Source organism: Tenacibaculum sp. SZ-18 (assembly GCF_002813915.1).
In the GTDB taxonomy this organism is placed as follows: Bacteria; Bacteroidota; Bacteroidia; order Flavobacteriales; family Flavobacteriaceae; genus Polaribacter.
Map to the genome: position 1 here is coordinate 3,810,228 of NZ_CP019335.1, position 16,934 is coordinate 3,827,161.

The following is a 16,934-nucleotide window of genomic DNA, read 5'->3' on the forward strand; positions in this document are numbered from 1 at the left end:
ATAACCAATGCTATATTCTCAACATGTTAAAATCTGAAGATACCTTCATATTTTAAGAAAAAACTTACTTTATTAAATTGTTGATTTGAATAGAAATAGAAACTGAATCTATTTTGCAAAGTTGTTGAAGTTCATCAATAGTTCCATGATTGATAAAAGTATCAGGAATACCTAAGACAGTGATTGAATTGTTATACTTATGTGTTGCCGCGAATTCTAAAATAGCAGATCCAAAACCTCCATTTACAGTTCCGTCTTCAATAGTTAAAATTTTATCAAACTTCTGAAATACAGAGTGTAATAATTTTTTATCTAAAGGTTTAACGAATCGCAAATCATAATGCGCAACGTTGGCTTTATCAGTTACTAAATGTATTGCTTCCGAAACATTTTTGGCAATAGTTCCAATGGATAAAACAGCAATATCTGTTCCTTCTTTTATACAGGTTCCTTTTCCAATTTCTATAGCTTCAAAAGGTTGTTGCCAATCTAAAGTAATTCCTCTTCCTCTAGGATATCGAATTGCAATTGGATGATCTAATCCGAGTTGAGCGGTGTACATTATATTTCGTAACTCTACTTCATTTCGTGGAGCGAAAATGATCATATTTGGTATGCAACGTAAATAGGCTAAATCGAAAACTCCATGGTGTGTCGCTCCGTCTTGTCCAACTAAACCTGCTCTATCCAAACAAAAAATTACAGGAAGGTTTTGAGTAGCAACATCATGAATAATTTGATCATAAGCTCTTTGCAAAAAAGTAGAATACACATTACAAAAAGGGATGATTCCTTCAGTAGCCATACCAGCTGCTAAAGTAACTGCATGCTGTTCTGCAATGCCAACATCAAAGGTTCTTTCAGGAAATTTATCCAACATAAATTTCAGCGAACTTCCAGTAAGCATAGCTGGAGTAATTCCTACAATTTTTTCATTTTGTTGTGCTAATTCTACAATGGTTTTACCAAATACATCTTGGTACTTTGGAGGTTGTGTAATACTAGGTTTTGGTAAGAGATCACCAGAAAATTTATCAAATTTTCCTGGAGCATGATATTTCACCTGATCTTCTTCTGCTTGCTTTAATCCTTTTCCTTTTGTTGTTGTAACATGCAAGAATTTTGGACCTTTAATTTCTTTCAAGCGATTTAATTCAGAAATTAATTCTTCTAAATTATGACCATCAATTGGTCCAGAATAATCAAAGTTTAAAGCTTCAATGATATTGTGTTGCTCAATATCACTTCGCTTTGATTTCATTCGAGTTAAATATTCCTTTAACGCACCTACTGAAGGGTCAATTCCAATAGCATTGTCATTTAAAATAACCAACAAATTTGCATTTGTAACACCAGCATGATTTAAGGCTTCGAATGCCATTCCACTAGCAATTGAAGCATCACCAATCACAGCAATATGTTGTTTGTCTTCCTTTTTAATTTGAGAAGCGATTGCCATTCCTAATGCCGCAGAAATGGAAGTAGAAGAATGTCCAACTCCAAAAGTGTCGTATTCACTTTCATTTCGTTTGGGAAAGCCTGAAATTCCGTTTAATTGCCGATTCGTATGAAAAATATCTTTTCGACCTGTTAAAATTTTATGTCCATATGCCTGATGTCCAACATCCCAAACTAGTAAATCTTCAGGAGTATTAAACACATAATGTAACGCAATGGTTAATTCTACCACTCCTAAACTGGCACCTAAATGTCCTTCTTTTGTAGCTACAACATCAATTATAAAACGTCTTAATTCTTGAGCTAATTTGGGCAATTGCTCAGGATTTAAATTCCTAACATCCTTAGGGAAATTAATATGTTGTAACAACTTTTCAGACATGAGACAAATGTACTAAAACTTTGTTGTAGCTTTGTTATATGAGTAAACTGTATTTGGTACCTACACCGATAGGAAATTTAGAAGATATCACGTTTAGAGCACTAACTGTTTTAAAGGAAGTAGATTATATTTTAGCAGAAGATACAAGAACTAGTGGAAAACTGCTAAAACACTTTGATATTAGCACACCAATGCAATCTCATCATATGCATAACGAGCATAAAACAGTTGAGAATATTGTTAAACGAATTCAAGCTGGAGAAACATTTGCTTTAATTTCTGATGCTGGTACTCCGGCAATTTCTGATCCAGGATTTTTACTTACAAGAGCTTGCATTCAGAAAGGAATAGCAGTTGAATGTTTACCTGGAGCAACAGCTTTTGTTCCTGCTTTAGTGAATTCAGGTTTACCCAATGATAAATTTGTTTTCGAAGGTTTTTTACCGGTTAAAAAAGGTAGACAAACCCGATTGAAACTTTTAGCAGAAGAAAGCAGAACAATGATTTTCTATGAAAGCCCACATAAACTTCTAAAAACTTTATCGAATTTCGCCGAATATTTTGGCGAAGAACGTCAAGTTTCAGTTTCTAGAGAGCTTACTAAAATGTTCGAAGAAACCAAGCGAGGAAGTGTAAAAGAAATACTATCATACTATACTGAAAAACCGGCTAAAGGCGAAATTGTAATTATTGTTGATGGTAAAAAATAAGTTAAACTAGTCTGTATTCTGGATATTGTTCTTCTAGTAATTCATCTGCCTTATTTGGAATTAATACTAAGGTGATATATCCAACGAGTAATAATATTACCAAGAAAACAGCTACTAGAAAAGCATATTGCATTTCTTGAAATAAATCTCCGAACTGAAATATGTTGAAAGCATTACTAAACAGTATTAGGAAATTAGAGGAAGCCAGTTTAAAAATGATGTCTTCAAGCAACCAGTTTTTTCCAGTTTCTTTTACCTTTCTTTTATGTTTTACGATAAGTAATCTGCATCTAACAAAAAAGTAAACGATATAAATTCCTAGGATAGTATAATAGAAATATGTTCCTAATGTTGGCAATCTAAGGATAGTATAAAACAGAAAAAATAAGGTTAATGTTGTTGCAAGTTTTGGGAGTTTAAACCATTCTTTAAACATTGTCCATAAAATTTTACGATATCTCTTTCCAACCTGTTTTTGCTTTTCTTCTACGACATTCATAAAACCAAAAACACCAAATTTTTTGAAAGATTTATCTCTTGCTTTTTCGAAGCTAAGATCCGGATTTTCTTCCCAAATAGCTTCGATATCATTTGCTAGATGATCCACTAATTCTGTTTGAACATCGTAATGCACAACGAAATGTTTTCTTGTAAACTCATATAATTCTGTTATGTTAGTTTCTGTTAGTTTCACAGCGTCATCAGTTTTTTGTAAACGTCGTTTGTTTTTTCGAATTCTTTGAAAAAGAACTTAATTCCAAGTGCAGTTTGAATTGTGGTTATTCCAAAAATAAGAGCAACTAATATTGGATAATTGAAAATATTAAAGTCAAAAAAGATTTTGGGTAATAAGATAAAACAATTAAAAAAACTCAAAGAGAAAAATGCGATACTTGAAACATGATTTAAATGAATTGATCGATAGAACATCTTTCTTGTGAAGAAAAATATCATTGGAAAAACTAGACCTAATAATATCAATAAACTGAAATATTTAAGTAGTTCTTTATAATGAGCAACTTCATAAAAAGCATATAATAACACAATAGAAATAGCAACAATTACTGGATTCGAAAAATCTTCTTTCATTGCTTTAGAGAATCTTTTTCTGACTTTCTTAGAAATGCTGTTGTGATGATCTTTAATTATTTCTTCAAAATTACTACCGTTAAAATTTTCCTTCCAACCCATTATTTTGAAAACTTCAAACACCCTTTTTTTAAAGTTTAAGTTTGAATCTGATTGCTGTTCAAGTTCAGAGACTATATGATCTAACATTTCGATTCGAACGTCCCAGAATTTAACGCCATTATCGTATAATATATCATCGATATATTTTATTTGTTCTTTACTCAACTCCATAGCTTATTGAATTAAAAAATTATATTTCTGTTCAATTATTTTTTTTTGATTAAAAAAGTGAAAATTGATAAGTGAAATGCCAATAAGAGAAATCAAAAATAAGTACATCATTGTTGTAGAGTAATTTCCTTTATATAGTACATTAGAAATATTAGGGAAGTTTAAAGGAAGAATCACTAAGAAAGAATTTAGAACTGTGTAGAATTTTACAAATTTTACGTTTGCAAATTTCTTTCCGAAAGTTCTAAGCTTTAATAGAATGAATAGATAACTTCCAATTAGAAGCATAAATAAGGCTATACTTATTTCCTTGAGATATAGATTTCCAAATTGAATACATAAGAAGATCAAAATAGAAATCGGCAATAGAATTTTTGGTTTTGATGTTAGTTTGAAGATACCTTTGCATAAATTCTTTGTGTAGAACCAGTTCAACTTTTTTACTTGACTTTTATATTTAATTTCAAACTCTTTTTTTCGACTTAACATGTATTTTAAAAATGATGTTTGAAAACCATCATCTTTAAAAAACGCATTAATATCTTTCACATTATCTTCTATTTCTGAAGCAATATGATCCACCATTTCAAAACGAATATCAATGTACTCAACACCAATAGCTTCAAGAAATGAATCTATTTTTTTAATCTGTTCTTTATTCAGTTCCATAGTTGTTATTCTATACTAAATTTAGGATTTACTAAATGTTGCATTGTGTTTAAAAACTCTTGCATTTGTGCTAACCGATTAACGGTTTCTTTAGTTCCTGTTTCAGTTAGTTTATAATATTTTCTTAAGCGATTCCCCACCTTTGCAACTTCAACATCTAACAGTCCTTCTGCTTCTAATTTGTGTAATGCAGGATATAAGGCTCCTTCTGTAATGTGCAATTCTCCCTTAGTCAATTCCTTTACTTTTTGAGTAATTTCATAACCATACATTTTATCATTTTCTGCTAATAGTTTTAAAATGATCGTTTGTAAAGAACCTTTGTATAATTTTTGATTTCCCATGCCCTACTTTTTAATACCTAAGTTTTTTAGGTATGCAAATATACATAATTTTCTTATACATAAAAATCTTATGTATGTTATTATCATATGAGTTTAACTTTAAATCTTCTTTTCTTTCCGTATTTTTGTGTTTAAATTTTTTAGAATGAGTCAATTTCACAAACTGAAGATTAAAGAAGTAATCAGAGAAACTAAAGCGGCTGTTTCCTTAGTTTTTGATATACCAGCAAAATTAGCATCAGAGTTTTCTTTTGTTGCTGGACAATACATTACCTTAAAGGCTATTATAAAAGGAGAAGAAGTTCGAAGAGCATATTCTTTATGTTCTGCTCCGAAGAGCAACACAGTTAAGGTAGCTGTAAAAGCTGTAGAAAATGGAACTTTCTCCGTTTATGCAAATGAAAAGTTACAAGCAGGAGACGAGTTAGAAGTTTCCTCTCCAGAAGGAAAGTTTATTTTACAACCAGAATCAGCAAAAAACTATTTAGGGTTTACAGCAGGAAGCGGAATTACTCCTGTTTTATCAATGGTAAAGTCTGTTTTAGAAAGTAACGATTCTGCAACTTTTACATTAGTTTATGGTAATAAAACCATTGCAGATACTATTTTTTATGCTGAATTGAATGAATTAAAATCGAAGTATGATTCAAGGTTCAATTTAAGTTATGTTTTCAGTAGAGAAAATGTCGAGAATACAGTTTTTGGAAGGATTGATAAAGCTCATGTAAATTACTTCATAAAGAATATTTACAAAGACATAAAGTTTGACAGCGCATATTTATGTGGACCTGAAGAAATGATAAATGTAGCGTCGGAAACTTTATCAGTAAATGGATTTGATAAAGATTCTATTTTATTTGAGTTGTTTACTTCTTCAATTGATGAGGAAGCGGCTAATCAAGTAAAAGACGGACAAACTCAAGTTGATGTTTTACTAGATGGAGAAACGGTTTCTTTTACCATGCCTCAAGACAAAGATATTTTATCAGAAAGTTTACGTAATGATGTAGACGCCCCTTATTCTTGTCAAGGTGGAGTTTGTAGTAGTTGTATTGCCATTGTTACGGAAGGAAAAGCAGTAATGGTAAAAAATCAAATTTTAACCGATGCTGAATTAGAAGAAGGATATATATTAACTTGCCAAGCGCACCCAACAACACCAAAAATTACTGTTGATTTTGATGATGTATAAATTGCTATAAATTATGAGTTTATTGGACTATAAGGATGCTTTTTTAGTCGGACTTTTTATGTCTTTTATGATTGGTCCTGTTTTTTTTATGTTGCTAAAAACAAGTGTTCTTAAAGGTTTTAGAGCTGCTATTGCTTTTGATATCGGCGTAATTCTAGGAGATATTGTGTTTATTAGTATTGCTTATTATGGAAGTAGAAACTTACTAGAAAAAATTAAAGACGATCCGAGATTGTTTTTTATCGGTGGTTTAATTCTCATTGTTTACGGATTAATTACATATTTAGATAAGAGCAATAAAAAAGAGTTGGATCAGTCTAGTATTGAAGTTGCGAAAGGTAACAACTATTTCAAATTATTCTTAAACGGCTTCTTTCTAAACTTTATTAATATCGGTGTTTTAGCAGGCTGGTTGGGAATTATGGTAGTTGTAGGTCCTAGTTTAAATATGAATCCAACCTCTATTTTTTGGTATTTTACATTGGTGATTATTGGTTATTTTATGACAGACGTAGTTAAGATATTACTAGCAAAACAATTACGATCTAAGTTAACCCCATTAGTAATTTATAGAGTTAAAAGAGGTATGGGAGTGTTATTAATTGCATTCGGAGCTTTAATGATGCTAAAAGGTTTTGTTCCTAAAGAGAAGTTTGATGAAATAATGGATAAAGTGGAAATTACAAGAAGTAAGTAATTATTAATCGTCAAAATAGTATACATAAGACAGTTTAAAAAAAGGAGAAATATTACTATTTCTTCTTTTTTATTTTAGTATTGTAACTGAATCGCGAACAAGAAACTTCTGAATTTAAGAATAGTTTGTTGCTAACATTATTTAGATGAAAAGAAATATTGTTTCAATCTTTTCTGTGCGTATTTTAAATATTTTTTCATGGCTCTTAGGATGTCTTCATTTTACAGATTTTTAAAAAGAGATTACTTCTCTCTTTCAAAACAATTGAGATAATTAGTAATTGAGGACTATAAATATGGATTCAGTACCTCCAATTATTAATTGGATGTGATATTACACTAAAATCTGCATGGCATAGAATTAAAATCAATACAAAAGCGATCAAAATTTTTTCAATTTCTGTCCGGTGAATTCCCATGTCTTTGAATATTTATGCCGCTTCTGTTTTACGGTATAGAATAAAATTTATTTATCTGGAAACTCTTTACTCCACATGAAGCTTGTTTCAAGAATATATTTGAATTCACAAATAGAATCAGGATAGGAGTTAACAACTTGATGTATTAATTTTTCAAGGTTATCTTCTATTTTATCTGTTGTTAAATAGATATGCGGAATTACAGCAACAGCATTATTTGCTATTCCTCAACCACTAAATGGAGAGAATTCATTAACATGATAATTTTTTCTTACACTTGATTTCTTGTCGATATAAATAAAAAGAGCAATTACAATTGAGAGGAATAAAAAAAGCTAAAAATTATTTCTTTTGATGTGATATAGAAATATTTCAACATATAAAATGGGTTAAAATAGCGCTGCATATCTTACATTTATGATAATATATAAAACAATTAAATGAATTTTAATATTTCTAAAGTTAGGTTGTTTTAGTATACAGAAACTACTTGTAATATTTAGTAGTGTGAGTGAGTTAAAATATAATATATACTATAATTAGTATAAAATACAATACTTGCCGAAAGTATAAGTAAAGTAGAAAGTAGATAAAATGTGAGTTGTTGTCATTTGAAAAGACACTTAACGGTGAATAGAAATACTATGGTTACAAAAGTATTGGAGATGTAATATCCAGTAAATGTTGCACTAATTTTGTGGTAAAGAAGTGAATAAAGTATATAAATCAATAATAACCAATGGTGCGATAGGCATTGATGGTTATTGTCCTAGCAGATAATATATCATTTCATGAATCCGCCATGGTTGCAGGATAAGGATAAGTCACGGAAAGAATGATGTATTACAAAACAAAAGCACCCATCATTGTGAGTAATTCATATAGCTGTTCTTTTTGCCAGATATAAGAATTTTGAAACTTAGAATTTTTAATCGGGATTGATTTACGAAGCTTACTTATAAATTACCTTTCCACAAATATTTAGTTATTATTTCTAAAATGAGTCTATTTTAAAAGGGTAGTTTCAAATTATTTTACAGGAAACTAAGTTTACAAATTGACACTTATGATGTTTATTGTTGTCAAAATCCAAATAGCCTTTTTATCTTCATACAAGAAAATGTTAACGGCTATTTGGATATACTATGAAATAATTTATTATAAGCTATTTAGTTCAATTACTTCAAAATTACGAGCATCAAAGTAGTCATCTACACCATGGTCTGTATTGATGATAATACCGCCAAGTAGTGTAACTTTATCAACGTTGAATTCATTTTTACATGTTTTAAGGTATTCATGAATCTTTTTATCTATAATTTCATAAGTGGCTTCTGTAATTGCTTTAGAAGGATTGTCACTTGCTAAAATTTCCTCTCTAAATGGTAAGAGACTTTCCTCCAACTTCATTTGTTGATAATCGTCATCGCTAAGAACAGGTGCATAATTTTTATTTTCCAGTCGGCTTAAAGCAAGCATCAGTGCACCGCAGGAATTACCCGTATTCTCCATTCGAGGTCTATACATTTTACCGAGATCGCCCTCTAAAGTAATTCCAATATGAGGTCCGTAAAAAATAAAAGCACTTCCGTTGTCAGGAATATGATGAGCAAAAGCGGTCATTCCTGTTTGACCAACAAATGGAATACCGCCAAGACCTCCCATTACGAAAGGACCGAATAAAACATTAAAAAAGGTTGTCGAAGGAACATTTATATCGTCGGAGCAAACCGAAGTTGCCATTAATACTTTTGAAATATCCAGTTGATGTTCAATTTGCATTTTTCCTAAATAATGAATGGATGTATCCTTCGCGTCTTTTGCATTTGGAAATTCTTGTTTTACTACTTCGTCAAATTTTCTTTGTAACATAATTCGATTGATTTTTTTTATGATGTAATTTTTGTTTTGTCTTATAAAGTTAAGTTTATTTTTTAACGCTACAAAGTTGCGTTAATTTTTAATACACAGAATCTGCTTAAATAGTTATAAAATATGTCATTATGAACTTTTTAAAAGTAGAGTTACTATGAATAGAACTAACGATTATCATACAATTGTAGGTTACTTATTGATTACATATTTATTGTAAATAATTATCGGATATAAATCATCTAAGTTTCTTTTAGATCGCTCAAATAGTCCAAAGGTTACATTATTTTGATTTTTTGAATTGCATTCTTGCAGATTCAAATAAGTACACATTACAAAACTTTTACCCGAGACAATATATTTTGTGGGGTTGCTAGAGGTGTTTGCATTAAAATCTCCAGCAGGGCCATGAACAAATTTTTCAATTTTCGAATTGCTCCTTTTTTTTATATTCTTAATTTTTTGGATTATCAAAAGAATATAAGTTCCATTTTTAAAAAACATCTAGTTTTTATTACCACAAGAAATCATTTTCTAAAACAGAAAAGTTAATTCAAGAATACTTCGAATTTTTCAAGTTTTTATATTGATTCAAAATGATGAAAATTCCAACTATAAAGAGGATTAAACCTTCGATTAAATTTGAGGCTCTAAATCCTTTTTTAAATACAGTAAAGCAAGTATTAAAAAAAGTCTTTGTAACAGTAGAGTAGTAAGAACTTGAAATACGCAAGCCGATTGTTAAGAAGAAAAGTATCATAAAGTTTATCCAGTGAATATTCTTTTTATGATTTAAAATATAAAATGAAATTAACAATAAAAAAAGTACTAGAAGTGACACCCACGCCTCGTAGAATAAAATGATTTCAATTCCAATTTCATTTTCTATTTCATACTTTTCAGGTTCACTACTCAAGGCAGCTTCAATATTTTTAAAATAGTATGAATAATAAATTCTTGTCACACCTAATCGTACCAGAGTCAAAGCGAGGATTTGAATTATGATAAGTGGTACGTTTATTTTTTTAATCAAATTGATGTTTGCTTCGTTTTCAGTAGAATAGTTTTATTTCATGATTTCATCCAATTCATCATTAAAGTTTTACTTTTTTATTTTCTATCGTTTTTTAAGAGATCAATTTCTTGCTTTGCATATTCTTTAGCGTAAGCATCACCGAATTCAGCTGTTTTCTCGTAGTATAAAATCGCTTTTTCTTTATCTCCTTTAAGTTTATATGCTTGAGCTATGTTGCCTAGAACAATATAATCTTTTGGGTTTATTTTTTCTGCTTTAAATAGAGGTTCCAGTGCCTTATCATACTCATCTTTTAATAAATAGGTAATTGATAAATTAGAAAGACTTTCAATGTGGTTTGGATGATAACTTAAGACTTTGTTCGCAATTGCTCTCATTTTTAGAAGTAGTTCATCTTTTCCTGTATTGTATAATTGAAGTTGATAATTTTGAATATCCAGAAGAAATCCTTTGACATCGCTACCATACTTTTCATTGTTTGTCCAGGTCCAATGGTTATTGTTTTTAGATGATTGCTCAATTGTTTCAATAATTTCATCGGTAAAATTGTCCCAATCTTCAACTTGTCCAAAAGCATAAATTTTACCAAATCGCATGTCTAATCTGTTTGGAAATAATTTAATTCCTTGATTAATTTTCTCGATTCCTTTTTGAAGTATTTCCTGATTATAAATTATTCGGTCACCAATAAACCCAACATTTTGATTTGAACTATCTTGAATGACCAAGCTTTCTCCATTTGGTTGATCGTTAGTTAAAGCCAGAACCTGTTCTCTAGATTTAGAAAAATAATAATTAAAATAACTCGTATACAATTCAGCATCTTTTGGGTTTTGTTTTTCCCAAGATTTCAAGGTCTTTAATTGATTAACGGTGTCTTGTACTTTGAAATATTCATCGAATTCAAGTTGATGATTTTGACTATTTCCGAAAATTGAGATCAGAGTTATAACCAGTAGGAAAAATACTTTTTTCATTTTTTTATGAGCAATTTTTAATAACAAACAGGTGCTTGTTTTTTGATTATTATACTCCAAAAATAAGTAAACTAAAGATATATTAAAAAAGGATATATTATTTAAAAATTGAATTTTAATTTTATAAGAATTTGACGAGGTCGTAATTCATAAGAACTTGTAGTGTACGAAAAATTATTATTAAATAAAGATATGAATCTTTTCGTGTTTAAAAGATTATTTAAACTGGATTCGAGCTCTATTTTTCCTTTTTTAAATGAAGTTCCATATGTTAAATTTAAAAAGTAATTTTCCTTAGTATGACCAATGAAAATGTTTTTATAGTATTCTAAATCAACAACCATGAACTGACTTGAAGTAGGATAGAAATTCAAGTTTACGAAATGTTCCTGATTAATTATATGATCAAATGATTGTTGATTGTTGAATTGAATATTTGTTATAGCAATTCGATTTTTATTTTCAATACTAAACCAATCAAATAGTTCGGTTTCTAATTTAGAATTAAGCTCCAAACTCTTAGATTTAACATCCGTTAATGAACTATTTAATATTTGATTTTCATTGATTATTGATGAGGAAGCACCTAGACCAATTGTAGTTTTTATTTTATTGAAATATTTATTTCCTCTAACATTAATGCTGTGTTTATGTTTTGTGTTATTTTGTTCTAATAGGCTAAAGTTGTTAGCTCCATTTGTGTCGATTTCATTAAATAAGATTAAATTCTGGTAGATATTAGTGTAAGAATAAAATCCATTAAAAAATAATGACTTTAGAGGGTTACGATATGAAAGACCAAAAAGGGATTTAACAGTATTATTTTGTTGAATCGGGTTTTCAAATCGTCTGATATTTCTGTAGCTATTTAATATATATCCATAGTATAATTGGTTTATTTCCCCAAACGAGTTTTTTACTTTTGTTGAAGCCGTTGCTCTCCAGTAATTGTTGATATCTTTTCTAACTGATAGTTTGGGTTCGAATGTTAGTCTTCTTAAGTTTTCTTTACTTTTTAAAAGATTATCTAGTCTATTAAAGCTTTGAAAGCTTAATGGAATATCTAAATCAATTCTCCAATCATTAATTTTATATTGGGTTTTAAGCTCAGTAAAGATCACAGATTTATCAAAAGTTAATTCATTTGTGTTTAAAACATTTGGTGTGTCGTCTGTAATTAAAATTCGGCTATCTAGTTCTTGATTATGAATGGTAAATCCACCTTTTGTTATTAACGTCAAGTTTTTAAAACCTTTTGTGAAACTTAAAGAGTTGTTTGTGTAAAAATTGGAATGTTTTACAACTTGATTAAGCTCATCATATGGTTCGTCTGCATTTAGTAAATTTTCAAATTGACTTTGATTGAATGAAAAGGTTTGGTTTGAAGTTGAATAATTGACAGTTGAGTTAAAAGTAAAGATTTGTTTTCCAAAAGGTGCAATTACTTTTAGTTTATTGTTAAAAGAAGTGTAGGGAATTTCAGCTTTTTGAGTGAAACTTTGAGAGTTTAGGTTTGTTGAACCTATTTGGAAATCCCAATATTTTTTAAAATCCAAGGTGTTTTTAAAGTAATTTTTTGCAGTATTTTTTGTGAGAACAAATTTACTATCTAAAGAATTAAAGTATAGTTTATTTGTTGTTTTTTCAGTTAAATTTACCGTTTCAGTTGGAGTAAAAAAAGTTGTTTGAGTCGCACCAATTTGTTGTTGGTAATCATTTAAATACGATAAATTTATTTTAAGATCGACATCTTTTTTTAATCTAATCAAATAATTGTTTGAAAGTAAATGTACATTGTTATTTAACCACCTTTCTTTAGAGAATCTTGGTTCAGAAAGTTCATTAATAGTAGCCCAATTTTTTTTATCACTGTCAAACTCGAGTTTTTCGAATAATTCCTCAAGTGTTAAGTTTTTAATTTGTGTTGAAATATCATTTCCAGTATTATTAGTTTGGTAAGAACTTATCATTTGCTGCTTTTTAGTGAAAAGCATAGGGGTAATATTAACATCCCATAGAAAGGGAGAAGTACCAAAACCAATTCTTGAAGTTCCGGTTAAGGTAATATTATTCTTTAATTTTATATTAAGTGATGTTTTATCAGAATAGACCAAACTATCTAGAAGTTTAATAGGTTGATGATTTTCTAATATTTGAACTTTTGATACTACATTTGCAGGCAAATTTTCGTTTGCTAAGTTGTATTTACCTTCTAATAAATCTAATCCTTCAATGTAATATTTTTGAATAGGTTTTCCTTGATACAATATTTTACCATCATTTAAAACCTCTATGCCTGGCATTCTTTTTAAAACATCCGCAATAACCTGATCTTTTTGATCTTTAAATAAACTTACAGAATAACTTAAAGTATCTCCTTTTTGGATTATTGGTTTATTCTTAATAACAATTTCTTTTAGTTTTTCTGAAGATTCACTCAATGCAAAATCAATAATTTGCTTGTTGTCGGAAATAATTTTCGACTGTTTTGAATAACCAATAAATGATGCCTTAATAAACAATTTACCTGAAGTAGTAGATAAGTTTATTGAATATTTACCGCTATTGTCAGTTATTGCATATGCTAAGATAGTTTCTTCATTTTCCTTAGTAATAACTACTGTTGCACCTTGAAGAGGAATTAGTTTTAGATCGGTTACTATTCCGTTAATACTCGTCTGTGAAAGAACAGTTAAAGAAATGAAATATATTAAAACTAATGATCTAAATACCATGCATCACCTAATTCAATGGGATTGTTTCTTTTTTTATTTCTTTCCTTTACTTTCTTTACATGCTTTTTGTCTAAGGTAAATCCAGACTGTGAAATTTTCGTAACTATGTTGTCTTTAAATTCTTTTTGTTTTTTAAAGAATGTTTTCTTATTAGTGATATATAATCGTTTATTAGGTATAAGATTTGGGTATGGTTGATTTACTTTAGACTGAGAAACTAGTTCAAAAATATAATGTTTTTTTGAATCTGAAATTTTGACAATTAACCCAGGAAGTCCACTAAATTTATACGGTCCATCCGAAATCGGAATTTCATTGGTAAACCAGGCGTCATAGTATCTCCCAGAAAAATATGTAACGGCTTTCTGACATTTTAAGCCATTTATTTTTGTTGTATGTGATGTAATTTTCCACTTAATCGCCTTTTTAGATTCCGTATACTTAAAATTATCTAAAAAAATTTCATTGTATACGGTAATACTATCTTTTGAAAAATCTTTTAAAATTTTATAATAAAATTTAGTTTTAGGATATTCTAATGGGTCTAAAGAGATATTTCCTTTTCTTTCTTCTATAACTAAAGAGTCATTAAGAAAGTTATTTCTACTGATAAATAATGATCGTTCTCCATTTCTAAAAAGAATCATCTGTTCACTTAGTTTAGTATCAACATCTTTATTATTTGGTTGATATGTCAAGTTGTAAACAAACTTATATGTGAAAATGTGCTGATTTTGTGAATTTATCTTTATTGTAAGTAAAATAAGGGATAAGTAGAATAAATTTTTAAACATTGAATGAGAGAATTTAATATTATTTATTGATAACCTACCCTTATAAAAAGGATAGGTTATTTTTAGATTAATCACAGAAATGAGCTTCTGCTTTTTTAATAATTTCCTTAACTTCTTCTTTAGTGTCAGCACATGCAACACCTGATTTTCCACAAGAAAGTGTAGCTCTTTCACACTCGATAAGATCGATTTTCACTTCCTTATTTTCTTTCTTTGAGTTGTTAAAAGCGAAACTGAACGCAACCGCCGAAGCAAATGCTAATGTTAAAATTTTGTTTTTCATAATTAAAAAAAAATTAAATACCCCATTGTAGTCTTGGGCTGTTATTTTTTCGACTTTTTTTAGTTTCCACTTTAACTATTAAGTGTGAGAAGAACTTCTTTTCCTTTGCAATTATTCCGTAAGTCGGAAGACCATAAATTTACTCTACATCCATAGCTCTCGTGGGTACTAGTTTTTTGTGTTTAAAAGTCACTATAGGATAATGAAAGAGTTTCATTATGGAAATCTAACAGAATAGAACAGCAACTTTTTTCTTTTAGCTAAAGTAGCTGTTTTTTCAACTATTTATTACTTCAAAATAAATATTTTTTCCATTAATGTTCTAAGTTTTGGATAAATGTCTAGTTAGTAGGGGTTTATTTTTGAGAATTTATTATACTAATTCTAAAACATTTTCAGCTTGTTTTATATGTCTTTCATTGTGGTAAATTAAAACGCGTAAAGTATCTCCTAATTTTAGCTTAATAAGTTTAGAAATTGATATTGCTGTTTTTGTTTTATCAAGGTTAACGTTTTTAGCTTTGTCAAGAAGTTCTAATACTTCATGTTGCTGTATAATGAACTTATCAATTGTAGAAATACTTAATTCGGAATTTATAGGATTCATAGATGCAAAAGTTTTCATTTTATTGAGTTTTTCTTTGTATGAAACCGATTTACTGAAATACCTTCCGAACCAATTGCTCTTAAATATTTCAGAAGGAATACTTTTTGAATTTCGAATTTTTTGGGAGATCTCTGGAAGATAAAAGTCACTATATCTGTTTAAATGTTCTACACATTCTAAAATACTCCAGCTTTCAGTGTTTTCTTTCCAATTAAGTTGTTCAGTAGTATAATTTTTAAATAATTCAGCAGCGTCAATGTTTTTTTGTGTTAATTCAATCAGTTCATTTAGTAAAGTTTCAGATTTTAATGACATAGGTATTTGTTTTTTGCAAATGTCAGAAGTAAAATGGACAAAAAAATTGATTGAAATTAAGATTTTTTTATTCTTGACAGAGTTTCTGGTGTCATTCGCAAATAGGAAGCGATGTATTTATTTGGTATTTCTTGAAATACTTGTGGACTTCTTTTTAATACTCTTTGGTATCTAATAGTAGGGGAAGAGGTAAGCAAGTCTCTTTCTCTCTCCATTTGTTGTAAGACAAGACCTTCGAGTATTTGAACCCAAAATGTTTGAAGTTTTTCTGATGATGAAATAAACGATTTAAATGTTTTACTATCAATAACTTTTAAACATGTGCTTTTTAAAGCTTGAATATAAAAATCAGAAGGTTTTTCTGTTAAAAATGAATCAAGAGCTGTGATTAAATTATTCTTATAACCAAACCTTATCGTATGTTCCTCATCTACATCAACAACAAATATTCGTAAACTACCAGTAACAACTAAATAAATATTCGTGTCAATACTTCCTTTAACTTTCAAAAATTCATTTCTTTCTAAATGAACTTCATCACACCAAAGGTCTTCTTGATTTAATTTCTCAATTAAAAAATTGATTGGATTCATATTTTGAAATAACCGAAAAAGTAAATTTTATGATGTACTTAATCATGAATTATTCAAAGATATTATTAAAATTAGGAATTTCAGCAGGTTCATTTTGTCAATCATCTTTTACAAACTAATGCATTTTTTTCATTTCATCTGAAGTCGTTTTTCCTTCTACTTTGTTGATTTGAATGTGTAATTTCGTAGCGGGATTGAATTTGTTTAAGGCAGTTTTTAATGCTTTTTTCGCTGACGAATTCCAATGTTTATAACCGGCTTCTATACTTCCTTGAGATTTTAGAAGGAATGGTTACAGGTTTCAGTATAATAGTATGTTTTTACGAGCTACATGAGATTTCTAACTCTATAAAACACATAGTAATTATACCGTTTAAAACATTTAAATATTTGAAAAGAATACATGTCATAAATTTGTAAATATTTAATTGGATGATAATTCAATATATCATTTTAGGAGCATAACCAACTGCTTTAAAAATATTTATTT

The 16,934-nt window shown here is 28.9% G+C and carries 15 protein-coding genes; 3 read left to right on the forward strand and 12 right to left on the reverse strand.

The features are described 5' to 3' along the window. Positions 1–64 precede the first annotated feature (64 nt). Positions 65–1,840: a 1-deoxy-D-xylulose-5-phosphate synthase gene (gene dxs / locus BTO06_RS17330; RefSeq protein ID WP_100926497.1), complete on the reverse strand. Its 1,776-nt coding sequence runs from the start codon at positions 1,838–1,840 to the stop codon at positions 65–67. Positions 1,841–1,878: 38 nt separating this feature from the next. On the opposite strand from dxs, the gene rsmI reads away from it, so the two are divergent. Then, on the forward strand, positions 1,879–2,550 hold the full coding sequence (rsmI, locus tag BTO06_RS17335; RefSeq protein WP_100926498.1) for a 16S rRNA (cytidine(1402)-2'-O)-methyltransferase: 672 nt from the start codon (positions 1,879–1,881) through the stop codon (positions 2,548–2,550). Position 2,551: 1 nt separating this feature from the next. Here rsmI and BTO06_RS17340 read toward each other — a convergent pair whose 3' ends face one another. Genes BTO06_RS17340 through BTO06_RS17355 form a run of 4 tightly spaced genes read right to left on the reverse strand, consistent with a single transcriptional unit; the run spans position 2,552 to position 4,925 of the window. Beyond that, entirely contained in the window at positions 2,552–3,244 is a 693-nt protein-coding gene (locus BTO06_RS17340; protein ID WP_100926499.1) for a hypothetical protein, read from the reverse strand. Further along, complete coding sequence (locus BTO06_RS17345; RefSeq protein WP_100926500.1) at positions 3,241–3,912, reverse strand: hypothetical protein; 672 nt, start codon at positions 3,910–3,912, stop codon at positions 3,241–3,243. Before BTO06_RS17345 ends, BTO06_RS17340 begins: the two co-directional genes overlap by 4 nt. 3 nt (positions 3,913–3,915) lie before the next feature. Further along, on the reverse strand, positions 3,916–4,581 hold the full coding sequence (locus BTO06_RS17350; RefSeq protein WP_100926501.1) for a hypothetical protein: 666 nt from the start codon (positions 4,579–4,581) through the stop codon (positions 3,916–3,918). Positions 4,582–4,586: 5 nt separating this feature from the next. Then, entirely contained in the window at positions 4,587–4,925 is a 339-nt protein-coding gene (locus BTO06_RS17355) for a PadR family transcriptional regulator (protein WP_100926502.1), read from the reverse strand. Positions 4,926–5,070: 145 nt separating this feature from the next. On the opposite strand from BTO06_RS17355, the gene BTO06_RS17360 reads away from it, so the two are divergent. Both BTO06_RS17360 and BTO06_RS17365 read left to right on the forward strand, forming a co-directional pair. Then, positions 5,071–6,117 carry a ferredoxin--NADP reductase gene (locus BTO06_RS17360; RefSeq protein WP_100926503.1) on the forward strand — a complete coding sequence of 349 codons (1,047 nt, stop codon included), beginning with the start codon at positions 5,071–5,073 and terminating at the stop codon, positions 6,115–6,117. 13 nt (positions 6,118–6,130) lie between these two features. Beyond that, complete coding sequence (locus BTO06_RS17365) at positions 6,131–6,814, forward strand: LysE family translocator (RefSeq protein ID WP_100926504.1); 684 nt, start codon at positions 6,131–6,133, stop codon at positions 6,812–6,814. 1,576 nt (positions 6,815–8,390) lie between these two features. Here BTO06_RS17365 and BTO06_RS17370 read toward each other — a convergent pair. The 7 genes from BTO06_RS17370 to BTO06_RS17410 all read right to left on the reverse strand — a co-directional run bounded on the left by BTO06_RS17370 (position 8,391) and on the right by BTO06_RS17410 (position 16,444). Next, complete coding sequence (locus BTO06_RS17370) at positions 8,391–9,104, reverse strand: hypothetical protein (protein WP_100926505.1); 714 nt, start codon at positions 9,102–9,104, stop codon at positions 8,391–8,393. Positions 9,105–10,214: 1,110 nt separating this feature from the next. Next, on the reverse strand, positions 10,215–11,117 hold the full coding sequence (locus tag BTO06_RS17385) for a tetratricopeptide repeat protein (RefSeq protein WP_100926835.1): 903 nt from the start codon (positions 11,115–11,117) through the stop codon (positions 10,215–10,217). A 101-nt stretch (positions 11,118–11,218) separates the two neighbouring features. After that, positions 11,219–13,852, reverse strand: a complete 2,634-nt coding sequence (locus BTO06_RS17390) for a carboxypeptidase-like regulatory domain-containing protein (protein WP_100926508.1) — start codon at positions 13,850–13,852, stop codon at positions 11,219–11,221. Next, positions 13,834–14,646, reverse strand: coding sequence for a GLPGLI family protein (locus BTO06_RS17395; protein ID WP_100926509.1), 813 nt, complete (start codon positions 14,644–14,646; stop codon positions 13,834–13,836). Before BTO06_RS17395 ends, BTO06_RS17390 begins: the two co-directional genes overlap by 19 nt. 67 nt (positions 14,647–14,713) lie before the next feature. Then, on the reverse strand, positions 14,714–14,929 hold the full coding sequence (locus BTO06_RS17400; protein WP_100926510.1) for a hypothetical protein: 216 nt from the start codon (positions 14,927–14,929) through the stop codon (positions 14,714–14,716). A 373-nt stretch (positions 14,930–15,302) separates the two neighbouring features. Continuing rightward, complete coding sequence (locus BTO06_RS17405; protein ID WP_100926511.1) at positions 15,303–15,851, reverse strand: DinB family protein; 549 nt, start codon at positions 15,849–15,851, stop codon at positions 15,303–15,305. 56 nt (positions 15,852–15,907) lie between these two features. Beyond that, on the reverse strand, positions 15,908–16,444 hold the full coding sequence (locus BTO06_RS17410; RefSeq protein WP_100926512.1) for a Crp/Fnr family transcriptional regulator: 537 nt from the start codon (positions 16,442–16,444) through the stop codon (positions 15,908–15,910). Positions 16,445–16,934: the final 490 nt, after the last annotated feature.

What these genes read in the sequence shown, in the direction of transcription:
- dxs (WP_100926497.1), bottom strand. Translation starts at nt 1,840, where the DNA reads ATGTCTGAAAAGTTGTTACAACATATTAATTTCCCTAAGGATGTTAGG.
- BTO06_RS17395 (WP_100926509.1), bottom strand. Translation starts at nt 14,646, where the DNA reads ATGTTTAAAAATTTATTCTACTTATCCCTTATTTTACTTACAATAAAG.
- BTO06_RS17370 (WP_100926505.1), bottom strand. Translation starts at nt 9,104, where the DNA reads ATGTTACAAAGAAAATTTGACGAAGTAGTAAAACAAGAATTTCCAAAT.
- rsmI (WP_100926498.1), top strand. Translation starts at nt 1,879, where the DNA reads ATGAGTAAACTGTATTTGGTACCTACACCGATAGGAAATTTAGAAGAT.
- BTO06_RS17385 (WP_100926835.1), bottom strand. Translation starts at nt 11,117, where the DNA reads ATGAAAAAAGTATTTTTCCTACTGGTTATAACTCTGATCTCAATTTTC.
- BTO06_RS17355 (WP_100926502.1), bottom strand. Translation starts at nt 4,925, where the DNA reads ATGGGAAATCAAAAATTATACAAAGGTTCTTTACAAACGATCATTTTA.
- BTO06_RS17350 (WP_100926501.1), bottom strand. Translation starts at nt 4,581, where the DNA reads ATGGAACTGAATAAAGAACAGATTAAAAAAATAGATTCATTTCTTGAA.
- BTO06_RS17410 (WP_100926512.1), bottom strand. Translation starts at nt 16,444, where the DNA reads ATGAATCCAATCAATTTTTTAATTGAGAAATTAAATCAAGAAGACCTT.
- BTO06_RS17345 (WP_100926500.1), bottom strand. Translation starts at nt 3,912, where the DNA reads ATGGAGTTGAGTAAAGAACAAATAAAATATATCGATGATATATTATAC.
- BTO06_RS17405 (WP_100926511.1), bottom strand. Translation starts at nt 15,851, where the DNA reads ATGTCATTAAAATCTGAAACTTTACTAAATGAACTGATTGAATTAACA.
- BTO06_RS17390 (WP_100926508.1), bottom strand. Translation starts at nt 13,852, where the DNA reads ATGGTATTTAGATCATTAGTTTTAATATATTTCATTTCTTTAACTGTT.
- BTO06_RS17365 (WP_100926504.1), top strand. Translation starts at nt 6,131, where the DNA reads ATGAGTTTATTGGACTATAAGGATGCTTTTTTAGTCGGACTTTTTATG.
- BTO06_RS17400 (WP_100926510.1), bottom strand. Translation starts at nt 14,929, where the DNA reads ATGAAAAACAAAATTTTAACATTAGCATTTGCTTCGGCGGTTGCGTTC.
- BTO06_RS17360 (WP_100926503.1), top strand. Translation starts at nt 5,071, where the DNA reads ATGAGTCAATTTCACAAACTGAAGATTAAAGAAGTAATCAGAGAAACT.